This is a genomic window from Nocardioides daedukensis, from assembly GCF_013408415.1.
Classification (GTDB): domain Bacteria; phylum Actinomycetota; class Actinomycetes; order Propionibacteriales; family Nocardioidaceae; genus Nocardioides; species Nocardioides daedukensis.
The window spans coordinates 2,980,757-2,997,785 of sequence record NZ_JACCAA010000001.1; the positions used below are offsets into that span (position 1 = coordinate 2,980,757).

At 68.3% G+C, this 17,029-nt stretch carries 15 protein-coding genes; 6 read left to right on the forward strand and 9 right to left on the reverse strand.

Going from position 1 to position 17,029, the window contains the following annotated elements:
* Positions 1-53 precede the first annotated feature (53 nt).
* Entirely contained in the window at positions 54-905 is an 852-nt protein-coding gene (gene pdxY, locus BJ980_RS14630) for a pyridoxal kinase PdxY (RefSeq protein WP_179502970.1), read from the reverse strand.
* Positions 906-1,123: 218 nt separating this feature from the next.
* On the opposite strand from pdxY, the gene BJ980_RS14635 reads away from it, so the two are divergent.
* Positions 1,124-2,752 (forward strand): GMC family oxidoreductase, encoded by a 1,629-nt coding sequence (locus BJ980_RS14635; RefSeq protein ID WP_179502971.1) that lies wholly within the window; start codon positions 1,124-1,126, stop codon positions 2,750-2,752.
* A complete protein-coding gene (locus tag BJ980_RS14640) occupies positions 2,749-4,308 on the forward strand; it encodes a succinic semialdehyde dehydrogenase (RefSeq protein WP_179502972.1) in 1,560 nt (519 codons plus the stop codon). Before BJ980_RS14635 ends, BJ980_RS14640 begins: the two co-directional genes overlap by 4 nt.
* Before the next feature lie 67 nt (positions 4,309-4,375).
* Here the strand turns inward: BJ980_RS14640 and BJ980_RS14645 are convergent, their stop codons facing one another.
* Positions 4,376-5,149: a dioxygenase family protein gene (locus tag BJ980_RS14645; RefSeq protein WP_179502973.1), complete on the reverse strand. Its 774-nt coding sequence runs from the start codon at positions 5,147-5,149 to the stop codon at positions 4,376-4,378.
* 79 nt (positions 5,150-5,228) lie between these two features.
* Here BJ980_RS14645 and BJ980_RS14650 point away from each other — a divergent pair, with 79 nt between their 5' ends.
* Positions 5,229-5,915 carry a uracil-DNA glycosylase gene (locus tag BJ980_RS14650; RefSeq protein ID WP_179502974.1) on the forward strand — a complete coding sequence of 229 codons (687 nt, stop codon included), beginning with the start codon at positions 5,229-5,231 and terminating at the stop codon, positions 5,913-5,915.
* A gap of 40 nt (positions 5,916-5,955) precedes the next feature.
* Here BJ980_RS14650 and BJ980_RS14655 read toward each other — a convergent pair whose 3' ends face one another.
* From BJ980_RS14655 to BJ980_RS14665, 3 genes are all read right to left on the reverse strand, one after another.
* The gene (locus BJ980_RS14655; RefSeq protein WP_179502975.1) at positions 5,956-7,380 is read right to left on the reverse strand and encodes a pyridoxal phosphate-dependent decarboxylase family protein; all 1,425 of its coding nucleotides are present in this window, start codon (positions 7,378-7,380) and stop codon (positions 5,956-5,958) included.
* Positions 7,377-8,714, reverse strand: coding sequence for an MFS transporter (locus tag BJ980_RS14660; protein WP_179502976.1), 1,338 nt, complete (start codon positions 8,712-8,714; stop codon positions 7,377-7,379). Before BJ980_RS14660 ends, BJ980_RS14655 begins: the two co-directional genes overlap by 4 nt.
* A gap of 128 nt (positions 8,715-8,842) precedes the next feature.
* Positions 8,843-9,304: a hypothetical protein gene (locus tag BJ980_RS14665; RefSeq protein ID WP_179502977.1), complete on the reverse strand. Its 462-nt coding sequence runs from the start codon at positions 9,302-9,304 to the stop codon at positions 8,843-8,845.
* A gap of 285 nt (positions 9,305-9,589) precedes the next feature.
* Between BJ980_RS14665 and BJ980_RS14670 the strand changes: the two genes are divergently transcribed.
* Positions 9,590-10,483 (forward strand): MinD/ParA family ATP-binding protein, encoded by an 894-nt coding sequence (locus BJ980_RS14670; RefSeq protein ID WP_179502978.1) that lies wholly within the window; start codon positions 9,590-9,592, stop codon positions 10,481-10,483.
* A 40-nt stretch (positions 10,484-10,523) separates the two neighbouring features.
* Here the strand turns inward: BJ980_RS14670 and BJ980_RS14675 are convergent, their stop codons facing one another.
* On the reverse strand, positions 10,524-11,825 hold the full coding sequence (locus BJ980_RS14675) for an alpha/beta fold hydrolase (protein WP_218855529.1): 1,302 nt from the start codon (positions 11,823-11,825) through the stop codon (positions 10,524-10,526).
* A 55-nt stretch (positions 11,826-11,880) separates the two neighbouring features.
* Here BJ980_RS14675 and BJ980_RS14680 point away from each other — a divergent pair, with 55 nt between their 5' ends.
* Positions 11,881-13,431, forward strand: a complete 1,551-nt coding sequence (locus BJ980_RS14680; protein WP_179502979.1) for an FMN-binding glutamate synthase family protein — start codon at positions 11,881-11,883, stop codon at positions 13,429-13,431.
* Between the two features lie 18 nt (positions 13,432-13,449).
* Here the strand turns inward: BJ980_RS14680 and BJ980_RS14685 are convergent, their stop codons facing one another.
* From BJ980_RS14685 to BJ980_RS19070, 3 genes are read right to left on the reverse strand one after another with little or no spacing between them, the layout of a single operon-like run.
* The gene (locus BJ980_RS14685; protein ID WP_179502980.1) at positions 13,450-14,883 is read right to left on the reverse strand and encodes a trehalose-6-phosphate synthase; all 1,434 of its coding nucleotides are present in this window, start codon (positions 14,881-14,883) and stop codon (positions 13,450-13,452) included.
* Between the two features lie 60 nt (positions 14,884-14,943).
* Positions 14,944-16,014: an adenylate/guanylate cyclase domain-containing protein gene (locus BJ980_RS14690; RefSeq protein WP_179502981.1), complete on the reverse strand. Its 1,071-nt coding sequence runs from the start codon at positions 16,012-16,014 to the stop codon at positions 14,944-14,946.
* A gap of 50 nt (positions 16,015-16,064) precedes the next feature.
* Entirely contained in the window at positions 16,065-16,481 is a 417-nt protein-coding gene (locus BJ980_RS19070; protein ID WP_343047820.1) for a cyclic nucleotide-binding domain-containing protein, read from the reverse strand.
* A 234-nt stretch (positions 16,482-16,715) separates the two neighbouring features.
* On the opposite strand from BJ980_RS19070, the gene napA reads away from it, so the two are divergent.
* Positions 16,716-17,027, forward strand: a complete 312-nt coding sequence (napA, locus tag BJ980_RS14700) for a nucleoid-associated protein NapA (RefSeq protein WP_484549440.1) — start codon at positions 16,716-16,718, stop codon at positions 17,025-17,027.
* The last annotated feature ends 2 nt before the right edge of the window (positions 17,028-17,029 follow it).

Consider the following 17,029-nt stretch of genomic DNA (forward strand, 5'->3'; position numbering starts at 1 on the left):
CTTTTTTGATCGGTCGTCGATGGAGCCGAGACTGGGCTGTCCAGAGCTGGGGCTCAGCGGACCTTGCGGGCGACGAACTCCGCCGACGGATGCGCGATCGCGTCCTGTCCGAGGACGATCTGCAGCTCGCGCTCACCGGAGTCGATCGTCCTCTGGAGTACGCCGAGCACGGACGCCGCCGTCTCACTCAACGCCTGCGCGGGGTCGCCGCTGGAGAGCAATCGGGCGGTGAACAGGGCCGCGGTCAGGTCGCCGGACCCGTTCGCCTTGAGCGGCAGGCGCGGCGTCTGCACCAGCCAGGCGCCGTCGTCGGTCACGGCGAGCATCTCGATCGTGTCCGCCGGGGCGTCGGGCTGCTCGACGCTGGTGACCAGGATCGTGCGCGGACCCATCGCGCGGGCCAGGTCAGCAGAGGCCAGGGTCTCGTCGAGGGTGCGCGGCTCGGTGCCGGTGAGGAAGCCGAGCTCGAACTGGTTCGGGGTGATCAGGTCGGCCTTGGGGACCACCCGGTCACGGAGCAGGTCCGGGATGGCGGGGTGCACGAAGCAACCGCTCTTGGCGTTGCCCATCACCGGGTCGCAGGCATAGATCGCGTTGGGGTTGGCGGCTTTGACCTTGGCGACCGCGTCAAGGATCACGTCGCCGATCTCGTCGCCGCCCTGATAGCCGGAGAGGACCACGTCGACCTGGTCCAGGACGCCGCGTTCGGCGATGCCGGTGATCACGTCGCGCACGTCGCTGGCAGCCAGCAACGGCCCGCGCCAAGCGCCATACCCGGTGTGATTGGAGAAGTGGACGGTGAACACCGGCCACACCTCGTGGCCGAGTCGCTGGAGCGGGAAGACGGCGGCGGAGTTGCCGACGTGGCCATAGGCGACCGATGACTGGATGGAGAGGAACTTCACCCGCTCAGTGTGTCACTTGCGCAGATCCGTGGAGTCCTCGATGGACTGGTTCGGACGGTCATCGGGCTGGTGATGCCCTGCGAGACGGTCGTAAACGATCACCACATACCGACGGTCGGTTTCCTCTTCCGGACCAAACTAGAACTTGTTACAGTGCTCTTCGTGTGGGCCGCGCCACACGACGACAACCCGAGCCCGATCAGACGAGGTAGACGCACATGGCGAAGAAGCCCTACTCCAGTGAAGCCGACTATGTAGTTGTCGGTGCGGGCTCGGCAGGCTGTGCCGTGGCCGGGCGACTGGCGGAGGCCGGCCACTCGGTGATCCTGATCGAGGCCGGTGGCAAGGACTCCTCGATCATGTTCCGCCGTCCCGGCATGATCACGATGATTCACAGCGAGCCGAAGCTGAAGAAGAAGTTCGACTGGGGCTACCGCCACCAGCCGCAGGAGCACGCCGGGGGACGCCGGCTCAGCGCGCCCCGTGGTCGCGTGATGGGCGGCTCGGGCTCGGTCAACGGGATGATCTATGTCCGCGGCAACAAGGAGAACTTCGACTCGTGGGAGGCCGAGGGCAACAAGGGCTGGGGCTATGACGACGTCCTGAAGACCTACAAGCGGATGGAGGACTGGCAGGGCCCCGACAGCGAATATCGCGGCAAGGGTGGCCCGGTCAAGGTCTTGGAGAACCCGCACATCTGCGACGCCTCGAAGACGTTCATCGAGGCCGGCGCGTCCGAACTCGGCATCGGCGTCAACGAGGACTACAACGGTGCCGAGCAGGTCGGCATGCACACCATCCAGGAGAACACCACCGGCGGCATCCGCTACTCGTCGTCCTACGCCTACCTGGTGGCGCGCAAGAACCCGACCCTCGAGATCCAGATGCACGGCACGGTCTCGCGAGTGGTGATCGAGGACGGCCGCGCGATCGGCGTCGAGGTGATCGACGACAAGGGCCAGCACCGACTGATCCGCGCCGGCCGCGAGGTGGTCCTCTCCGCAGGTGCCTTCGGCTCGCCGCAGATCCTGATGCTCTCGGGCGTCGGCCACGCGGACGACCTGCAGAAGCTCGGCATCAAGGTGCGCGCGGACCTCCCGGTGGGCGACAACCTCAGCGACCACCTCTTCATCCCGATGACGTACGCCGTGGACAACTCGCCCCACAAGAGCCACGCGCTGCACTTCGGCTCCGGCATCATCAAGGACCGGCTCAAGCCCGGCGCCACGTTCATGGCGCACTCGGTCTTCGAGGCCGGCGGTTTCGCCCACACCTCGTTCTCCGACGGGATCACCCCGGACCTGCAGCTCTTCGCGATCCCGTGGTCCTACCCGCCCTTCCAGGACGAGTCGGTGCGGCTCAGCCCGGACAAACGCCCCTCGCTCTCGGTCTTCTCCACGCTGATCCGCCCGCGCTCGCGCGGCACGCTGCGCCTGGCCTCGAGCGACCCGCTGGCTGCACCCCTGATCGACCCCAACGTGCTCTCCGAGCCCGATGACCTCAAGGTGCTGCTCGAGGGCGTCGAGATGATCCGCTCGATCATGGCCAACCCGGCGATCTCCAAGCACGTCCAGGAGGAGTACGAGCCCGGCCTGGCCTACACCGGGGACAAGCTGCGCGAGGAGGCGCTGCGACGCGTCACCACGGTCTACCACCCGGTGGGCACCTGCCGGATGGGCGTGGACGAGCGCGCCGTCGTCGGCCCAGACCTCAAGGTCCGTGGCGTCGACGGCCTGCGGGTCGCGGATGCCTCGATCATGCCGAGCATCTCCGGCGGCAACACCAACGCCCCGTCGATGATGATCGGCGACAAGGCCGGACAGATCATCCTGGAGGAGCTGGCATGAGCATCAAGCGTCCCGCATCGGTCACCGACGAGTTCCTCAACCGGCTCGTCTCCCGGGTCCCGTCCACCTCGGGTGGCACCTGGAAGCTGACCGAGGTCTACACCGGCGAGGTCCTCGTCGAGCTCCCGCAGTCCACCCCCGAGGACATCGAGCGTGCCTTCGAGACCTCGCGCAAGGCGCAGCAGGAGTGGGCCCAGTGGCCGCTGAAGAAGCGGCTGAAGGTCTTCAAGAAGTTTCACTCGCTGGTGCTCAAGCACAACGAGACGATCGTCGACCTGATCCAGGTCGAGTCCGGCAAGGCTCGTCGGATGGCGTTCGAGGAGACCCTCGACATCCCGATGGTCGCCGGCTACTACATCAAGCGGGCACCGAAGGTCCTGGCCGACAAGAAGCACGCCGGCCCCGTGCCGGTGGTGTCGTCCTCGCTCGAGACCCGGCAGCCCAAGGGCGTCGTCGGGATCATCGCCCCGTGGAACTTCCCGTTCGCCACCGGCATCTCCGACTCCATCCCGGCCCTGATCGCCGGCAACGGGGTCGTGGTCAAGCCGGACAACAAGACTGCGCTCTCGCCGCTCTACGGCATCGAGCTGATGGAGAAGGCCGGCCTGCCCAAGGGCCTGGTCCAGGTGGTCTGCGGTGAGGGACCCGACGTCGGGCCGACCCTGATCGACAACGCCAACTACGTGATGTTCACCGGCTCCACCAACACCGGCCGGGTGATCGGCGAGCGCGCCGGGCGCAACCTGATCGGCTGCTGCCTCGAGCTGGGCGGCAAGAACCCGATGATCGTCCTCCCCGACGCCAACCTCGACGACGTGGTCAAGGGCGCGATCTTCGGTGCCTTCGGCAACACCGGCCAGATCTGCATGCACATCGAGCGGATGTACATCCACGACTCGATCTATGACACCTTCCGCGACCGCTTCGTCGCGGCCGCAGAGGCGCTCAAGGTCGGCGCGGCCTACGACTTCGAGCCGGAGGTCGGCTCACTGGTCTCCGTGGACCACAAGAACCGGGTCGCCTCCCACGTCGAGGACGCGATCGCCAAGGGCGCCAAGGTGCTCACCGGTGGCCGTGAGCTGCCCGAGGCCGGTCCGGCGTTCTTCGCGCCGACCATCCTCGAAGGCGTCACCAAGGACATGCTCGCCGGCGTGGGGGAGACCTTCGGCCCGGTCGTCGCCCTGCACCGCTTCTCGACCGAGGACGAGGCCGTCGCGCTCGCCAACGACACCGACTACGGCCTCAACGCCTCGGTCTGGGGCGGTGACCTCGACAACGCGATCCGGGTCGGGCGCCGCATCCAGTCCGGCAACGTGAACATCAACGACATCCTGGCCACGGCCTATGCCTCCAAGGGCACTCCGTCCGGGGGCGTCAAGCAGTCCGGCGTCGGAGCTCGTCACGGTGACCAGGGCCTGTTGAAGTACACCGACTGCCAGAACGTCGGCATCCTCAAGAAGCAGGTGATGGGCGCCCCCGAGGGCGTGCCGTTCGAGGACAACGTCAAGCAGCAGATCATCGGCCTGCGGGTGATGCGCAAGCTCGGCATCCGCTGATCGGTTCGCGAACGCTGGTGCGTTCGCGAACCGGCTTTGCAGCGTGCGTCGCAGCCCTCGGAAGGGGTCAGGCGACCTGCCAGGACCTCTTCGAGAGACCCATCCAGTAGCCGTCGATCTTCTGGTCGCCCGGCTTGTCGGCCTTGTCCGCGGCACCGAGGGTGATGAAGAGCGGGATGTAGTGCTCCACGGTCGGGTGAGCATAGGGCATGCCGGGCGCCTTCGACTTGTATGCCGCCAGCTCGTCCACGTCGCCCCGGTTCATCGCCTCGCCGGCCCACAGGTCGAAGTCCTTGGACCAGCCCGGCGCCTTGGCCTCGATCGACCAGTCCTTGAGGAAGGGCAGGCCGTGGGTGAGGAAGCCGGAGCCGATGATCATCACGCCCTCGTCGCGCAGCGGGCGCAGACGCTCGCCGAGCTTGAGCAACTTGTATGGGTCCTCGGTCGGCAGCGACATCTGCAGCACCGGGATGTCGGCGTCGGGATACATGATCTTCAGCGGCACCCAGGCGCCGTGGTCCAGGCCGCGGCTGCGGTGCTGGTGCACCGGCTCGCCCTGGGGCATCATCGCGGCCACGCGCTTGGCGAGCGCCGAGGCGTCGGGGGTCTCGTAGGTCATCTTGTAGTACTTCGGGGCGAAGCCGCCGAAGTCATAGACGAGCGGGGCGCCGGAAGCGGTCAGGCTGACCGGAGCCGATTCCCAGTGGGCGCTGACGATCAGGATCGCCTTGGGGCGGGGGAGGTCCCTGGCCCATGCGGCGAGCTGGCCCGACCAGACCGGGTCATCGAGCAAGGGCGGGGCACCGTGGCCGATGTAGAGGGCCGGCATCTTCGTAGTCATGTCACCATAATAGTTTAAGGTTCAACTTTATTCCACTGTGCTGCCGGAGTGACGCGGGAGTGTGGCTATGGTCTGGGCCATGAGCGCGCTGTCCGGACTGCTGGAGAAGGGCATCGTCGCCCCCGACTGGGCCGAGGCGCTGTCCCCGGTCGATGAGCAGATCGAGCGGATGGGGGTGTTCCTTCGCGAGGAGATCGCCGCCGGGCGCGGCTATCTGCCACATGGTGAATCGGTCCTGCGAGCGTTCCAGCGGCCACTGGCCGACGTCAAGGTCCTCATCGTCGGCCAGGATCCCTACCCGACCCCCGGGCACCCGATCGGGCTCAGCTTCGCGGTGGCACCCGACGTACGCCCGATCCCGCGCAGCCTGGCCAACATCTATGCCGAGCTGGAGACCGACCTGGGCCTGCCCCGGGCGCCGCACGGCGACCTGAGCGCGTGGGCCGACCAGGGCGTGATGCTGCTCAACCGTGTCCTCACCGTGCGACCCGGCGAGCCCGCCTCGCACCGCGGCCGGGGGTGGGAGCAGGTGACCGAATGTGCGATCGAGGCGCTGGTACGCCGTGACTCACCGCTGGTGGCCGTGCTGTGGGGCAATCACGCGCAGACGCTCAAGCCGATGCTGGGATCCGTGCCGTGGGTGGCCTCCGCGCACCCGTCGCCGCTGTCGGCATCGCGCGGGTTCTTCGGGTCGAGGCCGTTCTCCCGGGTCAACCAGTTGCTGGCCGGCCAGGGCGCCGGTCCCGTCGACTGGTCGCTCGCCTGATCCTGCCCGCCAGTGATCCTGCCCGCGAGCGCCGTGGCGATCAGCGGGTGGGGCGTTGCAGTCGGTCCAGGAACGCGATCAGCAGCGCCTCACGCATCCGGGGCGAGGCCACGTCGAGCATCGCGTTGACCTCGGCCATCCTCGTGGGCAGCTCCAGCTCGCCGTCGTCGGAGGCGCCGACCAGGCCGGAGGCGGCCAGCAGGCCGTCGAAGTCGTCGTCGCTCAGTGCATCCGGGTCCAGCGACTCGATGAAGGCGACCACCTCCGCGTCCACCCGGACCGGGCCGGAAGCGACGGCGGCCGAGACGGCGGAGCCCAACGCGGCAAGGAACTCCTCAACATGGGGCAGCGTCGCCGCGGAGACCGACAGGTGGATCGTGGCGGGCGAGCCGCCGAAGGCCATCTGTGGCTGGACGAACCACCCGGCGGCGGCCATCTCGTCGCAGATCGTGAACGGGTCGCAGGCTTCGCTGGTGCCCAGTGCGATCAGGGTGGAGTCCGGCTGTGCGACCACGGAGAGCTCCGGGATCTGCTCGATGCCGGCCACGATCTCGTCGACCGCTTGGAAGACCTCGTCGCTCAGCTTGGAGTAGCCCTCGTCGCCGATCGTGGACACCACCGCCCAGGCAGCGGCCAGCGGGCCCCCGGACTTGGTCGACTGCATCGTCGAGTTCAGCATCGTGTAGCCGGGCCAGTCGGCGTGCGCGAAATATTGCGGCCGACGCAGCGCCGGGGTCCGGTGCAGGAGCAGGGAGACGCCCTTGGGGGTGTAGCCATATTTGTGCAGGTCGACCGAGATGCTGGTGACCCCCTCGACCGCGAACGTCCAGGCCGGAACGGAGCGGCCGAGGCGGGCGGCATACGGCAGCACCCACCCGCCGATACAGGCGTCGACGTGGCAGCGCACCCCGCGCGCCGCAGCGACCGCGGCGATCTCGGTGATCGGGTCCACCACGCCGTGCGCATAGGACGGTGCGCTGGCCGCCACCAGGACGGTCGAGGAGTCGATGGCAGCACTCATGCCGGCCACGTCGGCACGGAAGTCGGGACCGACCGGGACCACGCGCGCCTCGACACCGAAGTAGTGCGCGGCCTTGAAGAACGCGGCATGGATCGTCGAGGGCACGACGATGTTCGGCTTCGCGACCTCGGGGTGCGCGTCGCGGGCGCCCTGCACCGCCAGCAGCACCGACTCGGTGCCGCCCGAGCTGACGGTGCCGACCATCGTCTCGGGGCCGTCGAGCAGGTTGGCGGCGAAACCGACCAGCTCGTTCTCCATCGTCAACAGTGAGGGGAAGGCGGTGGGGTCCAGGCCGTTCGAGCCGGCGTACGCCGCCACCGCGGTGCGGGCGACCTCGTCGACGTCGGTGAGCCCCGAGTCATAGACATAGGCCAGGGTGCGTCCCCCGTGCACGGGCAGGTCGGTTGCCTGCAGCGAGCGGAGTCGGGCGAGTACGTCGTTCATGCGGGCAGGTCCTCGGCTTCGGGGGCGGGGTCGGGGGACGAGGTGAGCGAATAGCGGGAGAGCCACCACAGGGAGGCCAGCACGATCGCCGCGGGCACGAGCGAGAAGCCCAGGACGATCGCGGTGACCGCGGACTCCGGCTGGTCGGTGCCGCCGGTGGTCGAGGACTGGTAGTCGCCGAGGGTGAGCATCAGCGCGAACAGGCCCGGACCCAGCGCGAGACCGAGGGTCTCGCCCGCGGTCCACACGCCGGTGAACACGCCCACCCGGTTCTCGCCGGTGCGGGCCGCGTCGGCGGCCGCCGCGTCCGGCAGCATCGCCAGCGGGAAGACCTGGGCACCGGCATAGCCGACGCCGATCAGGCCGACCGCGGCGAAGACCGCCCAGTTCGGGGCGTCCCGGGCGATCACGGTCAGGGCGGCGCCACCGGCCAGCACGAGCGAGGAGGCGACGTACCCCTTCTTCTTGCCGATCAGCACCCCCACCCGCGCCCACAGCGGGGTGAGCAGGAGTGCCGGCCCGACGAAGCAGACGAACAGGATGGTCGCGGTGCCCTGCTTGCCGAGCACGTCGCCGGCGACGTAGTCGACGCCGGCCAGCATGCAGCCGGTGGCGAGTGCCTGGAGCACGAAGGTGGTCAGCAGCAGCCGGAAGTCCCTTGCCCTGCTGACGATCCGCAGCTGGTCGCCGAGAGAGCCTGTGCCCGGGGCGACCTCGGTGTGCGGCGCGGAGCGGGTGCCGAAGTAGGTGCCGATCACGCCCAGGGTGATCAGCACGGCCATGATCAGGCCCATCACCCGATAGCCGTCGCGTCCGCCGATCGCGTCGCGGATCGCGGGTGCCGAGGCGCCGGCCAGCATGATCGTGAAGGCCAGGATCGCCACCCGCCACGACATCAGCCGGGTGCGCTCGTCGTAGGAGTCGGTGATCTCGGCCGGCATGGCGACGTAGGGGACCTGGAAGAAGGCGTATGCCGTGGCGCAGGCCAGGAACCAGAACAGCACCCAGGCCGCGTCGAGACCCGGCCCCAGGGAGGGGCCGGCGAAGAGCAGCGCGAAGGCCACGGCCAACGAGAGCCCGCCGCGCAGCAGCCACGGGCGTCGTGGCCCGCGGGGATCGACGGTGCGGTCGCTGATCCGTCCGGCGATCGGGTTGAGGATGACGTCCCAGGCCTTCGGCAGCAGCACGATCATCCCGGCGTAGAGGGCGCCGATGCCGAGGTTGTCGGTCAGGAACGGCAGCAGCATCAGGCCGGGGACGGTGCCGAAAGCGCCCGTCGCGACCGAGCCGGTGGCATAGCCCAGGCGTACGCCGCGGGTCAGGGGCTCGGACATGGCCGGAGCCTATGCCATGCATCGGGGCCTCGTAGGGGGTTTGCGTGGCCGGGATGCGGGCAACGCTGCTGGTGCAACAATGCATGCGGATGAGCTGTTCTCTGCAGGGTGCGGGGTCCCGCGCCGGCTCAAAGTCTCGGAGGAAACCAATGACGGACGGATCGCCCACGAATCCCGGAAGCCACGGCCCACGCTGGGAGATCCAGCCGACGCCACTCGGGACGGAGCCGGATGTCGACCCGGCCGATCCGTTGGGCCTTGGTGACCTCGACGGCGAGGCGGGTGCGTCCGACCCGAGCGAGCACACCCACTACAACCAGGCGCACCAGGGTGCTCAGCAGCAGAGTCATCAGCAGGGTCCTGTGCCTGGCCAGCAACAGGGATGGGCCCCGCAGCAGGGGCAGCAGCAGTCTCAGCAGTCGTGGGGACCGCCGGGCGCCCCGGGTGGTTCTCCGGCACCCGCGCAGGGCGGGCAGTTCGGTCAGCAGCCGGGCCAGGCGTCGCCGCAGCAGCACGCTCCCGTCACCCAGTCTGGCCCGCAGCAGGGCCAACCTCAGGACCAACCGCAGGGCCAACCGCAGGGTCAGCACCAGGCAGCTCAGTACCAGCAGGGGCAGCAGCAGACGGGCCAGCAGCAGCCGGCTCAGTATCAGCAGAGCCCGTACTCACAGGGTCAGCAGCAACAGCAGGGCCAGCACTTCGCCGCGCAGGGCCCGGGCCAGCCGGCGTACGGCCAGGGTCAGCAGCACCCCGCCCAAGCACACTCCGACCAGTCACTTGCGGGCCAGTCACTTTCCGGCCAGCCACACTCACAGCCAGGCGTCCCGGAGCGGGTCCCCACGGCTCAGGACTTCCTGCTGAACCGGCACCAGAGCATGGACGTCGGTCCGGCGACGTGGGGCTGGCGTGGATTCCTGCGCAAGGCCAGCTTCGGCCTGATCAAGCTCCAGATGGGCAAGGCCGAACGCAGCTGGCGCGAGTCGCGCGCCGCCGTACAGCGTTCCTTCGACGGTCCCCGCACCATCGTGTTCGCCAACCCCAAGGGTGGAGCGGCCAAGACCACCAGCGTGCTCGCGGCCGGCTACACGTTCGGCACCGTGCGCGGCGGCGGAGTGGTGGCGTGGGACAACAACGAGACCCGCGGCACGCTCGGCATTCGTGGCGAGCGGGCCAACCACCAGAACACCACGCGCGAGCTGCTCGACGACCTCGAGAAGTTCCAGGACGTCTACGAGTCGCGGATCGGCGATCTCGGTGCCTTCGTCCGCTCCCAGGGCGACGCACACTTCGACGTGCTCGCCTCGGACGAGCGTGCGGACGTCACCGGCACGATCAAGGCCGATGACTTCGGGGCAGTGCACCGGCTGCTCGAGCGGTTCTACCACCTGATCCTGGTCGACACCGGCAACAACCTGCGTGCCGAGAACTGGCTCGCCGCGGCGCAGACCGCCGACCTGATCGTGGTCACCTGCACGGTGCGCGAGGACACCGGATATTCGGGGCTCTGGATGCTCGACGCGTTGGTCGATGCGGGTCACCAGCACATCCGGGAGAAGACCGTGACCGTGCTGGCCGACCCCTCGGAGAAGGTCGACGCCCAGTTGGCCAAGGACCTCGTCGAGGTCTACTCCAAGCGGACCTCAGCGGTCTTCCGGATTCCCTATGACCCGGCCCTGGTGGCGGGCTCGGTGATCCAGTACGGCCAGCTGTCGGAGAAGACCCGCAACGCGTGGCTCGAGGCATGCGCCGCGATGGCGCAGCGCCTCTGAGTCAACCTGCTCGTCTGCAGGCCGTGCTGTCTGGTCGGGGCTACTTGGCGAGGGAGCGTGAGCTGCCCGAGCCATAGCGCCGTGTCGGCGACGAACCGATCGACGCGGCATCCCGGGCGCCGGGCTTCGCCTTCTTCGCCGCAGTCTTCTTGGCGGTGGCCTTCTTGGCGGGCGTCTTCTTTGCCGCGGACTTCGCGGGGGCCTTCTTCGCCGGAGCGGCCGGCTCATCGGCAGCCTCGGGGCGATCGCTCGACCACTTCGAGATCCAGGAATCGATGAACTTCCACGTGGTCTCACGTGCCGATCGTCCGGTGAGCATGCCTAGGTGACCTCCTGGAACCACCTCGAAGCGCACTTCGGGGGACCCGGTGAGTAGGGGAACAACTGCCTGCACACAGGCTACGGGAGCGATGCCGTCGGTCTCGCCACCGAAGACCAGCACCGGCTTGTCGATGTTCGCGATCTCGATGCGACGATCCCCGAACTCGAAGTAGCCATACTTCAGGTCGTTGGTCTTGAAGAACCGGTGATAGAGCTGCCCGAACGTCCGCCCCGGATAGGCGATCATGTTCGCGGTGAAGTTGTCGACGGCCTCGAGCTGGGCCAGGAAGTCGGTGTCGTCGAGGTTCTGCAGCTTCACCATCGGCTTGGAGATCAGCTTCTGCGCGGCCGAGAGCTGGAAGGCCCACCGCACCAACGGCTTCGGCGCGCCACCCATGACCTGGTAGACGCGCTGGACCGGACCCCGACCGCTCTTGGTGATGCCACCGAACATCGGCCCGTCGGCGAACCTCACCAACGGACGCAGCGGCGCCACCAGCGGCACCTTGGCGACATCGAACGGCGACCCGATGATGGTCATCGAGGCGATCGGCAGGTCGGCGTTGTCGGCCGCGGCCAGGGTCATGAAGATCCCGCCCAGGCTCCAGCCGATCACGTGCACGGGCCGCCCGCCCGCGTGTGCCGACGTGGCCCGGATCGCCTCCGGCATCACCTCGTCGATCCAGTGCTCCATGCCCAGGTTGCGGTCGCGGAAGGAGACCTCGCCATACTCCACGAGGTACGTCGAGCGGCCCTGCGTCACCAGGTGCTCCACCAGTGAACAGCCACGGCGCAGGTCGAAGCAGATCGACGGCGCGGCGAGCGGAGTGACCAGCAGGACCGGATCACCGGTCGTCTTCGTGGTGCCGGCGGGCCGATAGTGATAGACCTGCCGCAGCATGCCCTCGTCGATCAGGGTGCGCGGCATCTTGCGCAGGTCGGCGACCCCGCCGTAGAACATCTTGTGGGCGACGTTCCCGGCGGCAGAGACGACCTGGTCGGGCTTCGGAATCAGGTCCATGTCCGAAAAGTACCGGAGACTCGACTTATGCGCCCCATGTCGATAGACACATGGCATGAAGTGGAAGCCAGTTCTTGCCGCCGGTGCGGCCGCCATGGGTGCGGCCGCCGCCATCGACGTCACCCAGAAGACACACGCCATCCGTAGGAACTTCCCCCTCGTGGGTCGCGCCCGCTACTGGCTCGAGACGATCGGGCCCGAGCTGCGCCAATACATCGTGACCAGCAACGACGAGGAGCGACCGTTCAGCCGGGACCAGCGCAGCTGGGTCTATGCCTCCTCCAAGCTGGAGAACAACTACTTCGGATTCGGGACCGACAACGACGTGGAGAACGTGGTCGGCTATCCCATCGTCAAGCACCGCACCTTCGCGCAGTTCGACGCAGACACCCGTCGCCACACCGACGAAGAGGTCCTCCTGCCGTCGGCCAAGGTGCTCGGCGGGCCGCGCGACCGGGCGAAGAAGTTCCGCCCGGCATCGGTGATCAACGTGTCCGGGATGAGCTTCGGTTCCCTGGGCGGAAACGCGATCTCCGCCCTGAACAAGGGCGCCCAGCTGGCGGGCTGCCTGCAGAACACCGGCGAGGGCGCGCTGTCGTCGTACCACCGCCAGGGCGGGGACATCGTGTTCCAGATCGGGACAGCCTACTTCGGCTGCCGGGACAGGGCCGGGGCCTTCGACATCGAGCGGCTCAAGGACCTGGTCGCAGGCGCTCCCGTGCGGGCGATCGAGATCAAGCTCTCCCAGGGCGCAAAGCCCGGCCTGGGTGGGATGCTCCCCGGCGCCAAGGTGACGCCGGAGATCGCGGAGATCCGTGGCATCGAGGAGGGCGTGGACTGCGCCAGCCCCTCGCGGCACACGGCCTTCAACGACGTGGACTCGATGCTGGACTTCGCCGAGATGATCGCCGCGGAGACGGGTCTCCCGGTGGGGGTGAAGTCGGCCGTCGGCGACTTCGAGGTGTGGGACCAGCTGGTCGCCAAGATGGCCGCCGACCGCGGCCGTGGCGTCGACTTCGTCAACATCGACGGTGGCGAGGGCGGCACCGGGGCGGCGCCGCTGGTCTTCAGCGACACCGTCGCCTATCCGTTCCGGATCGGGTTCTCCGAGGTCTACAAGCGGTTCGCCGCCGCAGGCCTGAGCGACGACGTCACGTTCTGGGGCGCGGGCAAGCTCGGCATCCCGGAGAACGCGCTCGTCGCCTTCGCGCTGGGATTGGACATGATCAACGTCGGCCGCGAGGCGATGCTGTCGATCGGCTGCATCCAGGCCCAGAAGTGCCACACCGATCACTGCCCGACCGGTGTCGCGACCCAGAACGCGTGGCTGCAGCGTGGCCTCGACCCGGAGTCCAAGGCGGTGCGCTGCCACAACTACATCAAGTCGCTGCGTCGCGACCTGATCAAGGTCTCCGAGGCGATCGGCGTACCGCACCCGGGGATGATCACGGTCGAGGACATCGACCTGGTCTCCGGCACCCGCACCCGGCAAAGCCTGGGCGAGCAATATGGATACCAGCCGGGATGGGGCCGACTCGGCCCTGCTCTGGCCGAGCAGGTCTCCGCCCTGATGTCGCCACAGCTGGACGAGTCGCACAGGTCCTGACCCGGGCGAGCCGTCGAGTCAGCGCACCGGCCGCAGCTTCTTCGAGTGCGACGGTCGCGCTGCCTCGAGCTCCTCGAGGAACCGGTTCGCCCACGACGCGACGTCGTTCTCCCGGACCTGCTTGCGCATCGCCTTCATCCGTCGGGTGATCTCCTTCGGCTCGGCACGCGCGGCCTCGACGATGGCGTCCTTCATCCCGTTGATGTCGTAGGGGTTGATCAGCCAGGCCTGGCGCAGTTCGTTGGCGGCACCGGCGAACTCGGAGAGCACCAGCGCGCCGTCGTTGTCATAGCGGCAGGCGACGTACTCCTTGGCGACCAGGTTCATCCCGTCGCGGAACGGCGTGACGACCATGATGTCGGCGGCGCGATAGAGAGCTGCCATCTCGTGGCGCGGGAACGAGGAGTGCATGTAGGCGATGGCCGGCGAGCCGAGTCGGCCGAGGTCGCCGTTGATCCGCCCGACCAGGCGGTCGATGTCGTCGCGCAGGATGCGATATTGCTCGACCCGCTCGCGGCTCGGCGTCGCCACCTGGACGAAGACGCTGTCCTTGACGCTGAAGTCCCCGTCCGCGACGAGCTCGGACCACGCCCTCAGCCGCGGATAGATGCCCTTGGTGTAGTCGAGTCGGTCGATACCCAGCAGGACGAGCTCCGGGTCGCCGAGCGCGGAGCGGATCTGCGCGGCCCGCTCGGTGACCGACTCGGAGCGGGCGAGCTCCTCGAAGCCGTCGGTGTCGATCGAGATCGGGAACGCCATCGCCTGCACGGTGCGGCCGTCAGGCAGGTAGACCATGTCGCGGTGGGTCTTGTGCCCGACCCGCTGGCGGACCAGGCGGACGAAGTTCTGGGCCGCGCCGGAGAGCTGGAAGCCGACCACGTCGGCGCCGAGCAGACCCTCGAGGATCTGGCGACGCCACGGCATCTGGCCGAACAGCTCGGTGGGCGGGAACGGGATGTGCAGGAAGAAGCCGATCCGCAGGTCCGGGCGGAGCTCGCGGAGCATCTGCGGCACCAGCTGCAGCTGGTAGTCGTGCACCCAGACCATCGCGTCCTTCGCGGCGATCTCGGCGGCCTTCTCGGCGAAGCGACGGTTGACCCGCACGTAGGCGTCCCACCACTCACGGTGGAACTCCGGCTTCGCGACCACGTCGTGGTAGAGCGGCCACAGTGTCGCGTTCGAAAATCCCTCGTAGAACTCCTCGATCTCCCCGGCGCTCAACGGCACCGGGACCAGCCAGAGGCCGTCGTCCACGAAGGGATCGGTCTCGTCGTCGGCCACCCCGGTCCAGCCGATCCACGCGCCGTCGTTGCTGCGCATCACCGGCTCGAGCGCGGAGACCAGACCGCCGGGGGAGCGGCGCCAGCGACGGCTGCCGTCGGACAGCGTGACCCTGTCGACGGGCAGGCGGTTGGCCACGATCACGAGGTCTGCGGAGCCTTGTGTGGTCACGCGTTGAACCCTAAGCCATTCCCGGTGACCCGTTCGAGGGATGAAACTCAGGTACGCCGCTCACTCGTCGTCGGCGGGCTGCCGCTCGGCCTTGCGCTCGGTCTTGCGTGACGGCTTCTTCGGCGGCTTGAGGGCCCAGGCCTCCAGGCGGTTGTAGCCCCTGACGGAGCGGCTGGGGGCACGACGTACCCGGAACTCCTCGTCGTGGTCGCGCACCGCGTCGGCAAGGGAGCGATCGACCAGCACCCGTCCGGGGCGAGCGATCGAGGTGAGCCGGGCGGCGACGTTGACCACCTCGCCGAAGACGTCGCCGAGGCGACTCAGCACCCGGCCGTGGGCGAGCCCGATCCGTACCTGCGGGAAGTCCGTGCCGGCCTGGTGGGCGTCGGAGAGGATCATCGCGATCCGGGCTGCCGAGTGTGGGTCGTCGCAGACGAAGAGGACCTCGTCGCCGATCGTCTTGATGATCCGCCCACCGTTGTCGGAGATCACCGAGGTGACGGTCGACTCGAACCGCTCGACCAGCTCGGCGAGCTCGGCGGCGCTGAGGCTGCGGGTACGTCGGGTGTAGCCGACGACGTCCGCGAAGCCCACGGCCATCTCGGTGGACTCCTCGTTGGACGCGTTGAGCAGCAACCGGCCGGCGGCGCTGGCCAGGTGCCGGCGCCAGACATAGTTCTGCAGCTGCTCGATGTGCGGCATCGTGGCCGCGATGATGGCGTCGAGCTGCTCCATGTCGAGCACCCGGCCCGGGTCGACCAGGCGGCCGGCAACCTCGCCGATCTCCCACTCGGCCAAGCGAGCGAAGCTGCGGCCCATGCTGCGGGTCAGCGCGAACTCCAGCTCCGAGTCGACCAGGCCGCTCTCCACCAGGGTGCCCAGCACCTTCACCGCCTCGACATCGGCGTCGGTGAACATCACCTGCTCGTCGGAGGCTGGTGGTGAGAAGCCCAGGGAGAGCCACAGCTCGTGGGCTCGCTCATAGGTCACCCCGGCCCGCTCGATCACCTCGGGCCGAGTCAGATGAGGCGCCTGCCCGAGCAGGGTCGCCTCGAGCGCGCCGAAGACCTCGGGCTCGAGCGAGATCCGCGGGCGTGCGGAATCCTCGTCCTCGGTCTCGGCGTCGCTCATGTCTGGCCGATCATGCTGGGCCGCCATACCGGCCGTTCATGCCGGGTGGCTCATGCCGGGCCGGTGCTGCCCAAGCGCTCGTCGGCGGTCTTCTCCAGAGCGGTGCGGAAGGTCGGCACCTCGGCCAGGAGCTGCTGGACCGCCTCGCTGGTGAAGTGGAGCACCTTCAGCGGCGTCACGGACACGACGCTGGCGTTGCGCAGCTTGTTGGCCACGATGGCGGTCTCGCCCACGGTGTCGCCGGGGCCGAGCCGGGCGATCTCCTCGCCGCGACGCCGTACGACCACGTCGCCCTCGAGGATGATGTAGGCCTTGTCTGCCGGGGTCTTCTCCCAGATCAGGGACCAGTTGGCCGGCACGTTCACCGGGGTGCCGTTGTCCACGATGGCCGTGATCTCGGCATCGGACAAACCGGCAAAGCGATCGATGGCAGTGAGTTGTTGCCGCAGTCGGGCGTGCTCGTTCACAAGATGTTCCTCTCGAGGCGGTGACGCAGGGCGCCTTACTCCCTCCCGCGATGATCTTCGCGGGGGTTGGCGCGTGTGTCCAGAACAGGCCTCATGCGTGTCGGCGGCTGCGGGTCGAGTCCCGGCGCCGTCCGCGGGGCGCGCGCATGGACTGGAGACTCGCCGAGGATCGAATGACATGCGTGTGATTCAGCGTCTACCATGGGGGCGAGTGCCCGACGGGGCATCCACAGCATGGGAGGGTCGACGCGCATGGACGCCGCAGAATCGTTCAACCACGAAGAGGTCGAGGGCACCTCCCTCTCCGAGCGCGATGCCGAGATCCTCGAGTTCGAGCGCCAGTGGTGGAAATATGCCGGCGCCAAGGAACAGGCCGTGCGCGAGAAGTTCGACATGTCCTCGACCCGTTACTACCAGGTGCTCAACGCCCTGATCGACAGCCCCGAGGCCCTCGCCGCCGACCCGTTGCTGGTGCGCCGGCTGCGCCGGTTGCGTGCTGCCCGGCAGCGCCAGCGTTCTGCTCGTCGCCTCGGCTTCGAGGTCTGAGC